Raw genomic sequence first — 2,187 nt, 5'->3', positions numbered from 1 at the left:
GACTTGGCTTCATGGTCCATCTCCTCAGAGGTGACGGACTCTACCCATTCTTGGAGGAGTTTGCGGGGCTCAGACCATTCCCACTGCTGTAATACATCGCAACGTCAGATCTTGCTTTATGTGACAATTGGTCAGCTGCTAGTCAGAAGATGCTTTCGGGCGCCTGACACTTGTACGGGACGCCGATCGTCAGACCGCCATCGACGACGATTTCGGAGCCCGTAAGATAAGAGGACTCGTCGCTGAGCAGGAACAACACAGCCTGTGACACTTCCGGCGGCTCGGCCGCCCGCCCAAGCGGAATGGGAAAACTGGAAGAATCGAAGTCCTTTGTCATCCAAGTGTTGATTAACCCCGGATGGACTGAGTTTATGCGAACCCCAGACGCAGCGGCCTCCAAAGCAGCGGACTTGGTTATGCCCCGCACGCCGAACTTGGAAGCAACGTAGGCGTGAAGCCCTGCACTACCCCTCAGCCCCTCGACCGACGAGATGTTGACGATCGAGCCTCCGCCCGCGCGGCGCATGGCCGGCAGGGCAGTCTGCATTCCCAAAAATACACCGGTGAGATTGACAGCAAGGGTCTTCGTCCACTGCTCAAGCGGAAACTGCTCGATAGGAGCAATACTGGCTATGCCGGCATTGTTGACGAGGCCATGCAGCGCGCCAAACTTGCTCTCCGCAGCCGCGATCGCTTGGCGCCATTCCTCTGGCTGAGCGACGTCTTGACGCAGATAGATCGCGGATGTGCCAAGGCCGGCCGCGAAAGCCTCTCCTTCTTTACGAAGAATATCGGTGATCACGACTTTAGCTCCCTCCGCTACCAGCAGGCGCGCATGAGCGGCCCCCATCCCTCGAGCCCCGCCGGTCACCAGAATGACTTTTTCGCTGACACGTCCCATAATTTTGCTTCCTCGACAGTGTGGTGGTGCAAGGTCTTTGCGACATCCACTATGCACTATGTCAATCGACCCCTGGTCGATCTGCTGTGTCCCGCTGCGATGCCCAAAGGCTGTGCGTAGTGCCGTGCAACTCGGCGTGAAAACCAACTCGATAACGATTTCACGTCGTGGACACGCGTCCGCCGCTCAGGCGGTACCGTCGGAGGGTTGAATTGGCATCGCGACATTGGGCCACCTTGTTGAGCCCGACAATTCACGACCGAGTTTCCTCCGGAAGATGGGCGTGGACTGCGGGCGGCGCAATGCCGGTTCCGCGCAGGTGCACGTACTGAGCAGCTCTTCGTGGCTGGCCGCGGGAGTGGGGCGCAGAACGCATGAGGTTCTCCGAGCCTTGCAAATTGGAGTATCCACCCTGTGCAATCGGCGCGCCGAGAATCTGATACGAATGCAAACTCACGCAACTCTTGCAGAGTTGCTGGAGCTGTTCCGACCTTCTCGCGCGACCTGGGTATCCGCTAGCATGCGTTTCGGGCCATGCACAGTGATAGCGTTTCGACTTACCAAGGCTTAGTCGAGCCACCCACAACTTTGAGCCATGCGAGCTCCTCATCCGTTTATGCCCCGCTTGATCATGTCGGACGTTCGACATCCCGCGTCGCCAATCAAACAAGCGGGAAGGCAACAGAAGAAGAGGCGAAGGTTGTCGGCGGCCTTCTCGTACTCCAATTCGACATCTTCAGCCGAGCGGGTCCTATAACACCCAATGAGGTGCTTGGCATCAACGTTGCAGACAACAGATAGAGAGGCCTACCGAGTTATCGTCATCGTCGGTGAGCACGCTTCGCTGGAATGAACGCACAATCGTCAAGCTCATTCTGCAGCACAGAATTGAGGTGCAACGCGCAGAACTGGATGCGTCGTCGGTAAGACGATCGCGATCACCGGATCTATGAGCCGACGGATCACCGAGCCGCATTGGAAGTTGCGCATCACAGTCTCTTCAGGATGCTTCAACAACCGAATAGTCTTGGTGAAATGAGTTAGCTGAATCTTCGATTGCGTCCAAACACTCCAAGAGCGAGGAGGAATGCGATGCCCGACGTCAAAGGTATTCCGCTTGATGCGCCTCTCTACCGTGGGAGCAAAGACCGTGGCAGCGCGTTTCTCGGCTGCCAAGCAATAAGCCTTGTATTCAGCGTGGGGCACGAGGTGTGAGCTGGCCCCGGTTGTCTGAACAGAATATCCGCGTCGATAAGTGGAGCCTCTGCCGGGGTTAGGCTGCCGTG

2 protein-coding genes are annotated in these 2,187 nt (G+C 57.2%); both read right to left on the bottom strand.

The window, feature by feature from the left end; all coding sequences use genetic code 11:
- Positions 1-142 precede the first annotated feature (142 nt).
- Positions 143-901, bottom strand: a complete 759-nt coding sequence (locus tag D6B98_RS39500) for a glucose 1-dehydrogenase (RefSeq protein WP_126262244.1) — start codon at positions 899-901, stop codon at positions 143-145.
- Between the two features lie 870 nt (positions 902-1,771).
- On the bottom strand, positions 1,772-2,187 hold a 416-nt coding region (locus D6B98_RS40400; RefSeq protein WP_205680583.1), incomplete at its 5' end, for a hypothetical protein.

It is taken from the genome of Bradyrhizobium sp. LVM 105 (genome assembly GCF_003957705.1).
Classification (GTDB): Bacteria; Pseudomonadota; Alphaproteobacteria; order Rhizobiales; family Xanthobacteraceae; genus Bradyrhizobium; species Bradyrhizobium frederickii.
The sequence above is the reverse complement of the archived record's forward strand: the minus strand, read 5'-3'. Positions and strand labels throughout refer to the sequence as shown.

Bases quoted from the DNA above. Each gene is read 5' to 3' on its own strand.
- D6B98_RS39500 (WP_126262244.1), bottom strand. From the start codon at position 901: ATGGGACGTGTCAGCGAAAAAGTCATTCTGGTGACCGGCGGGGCTCGA.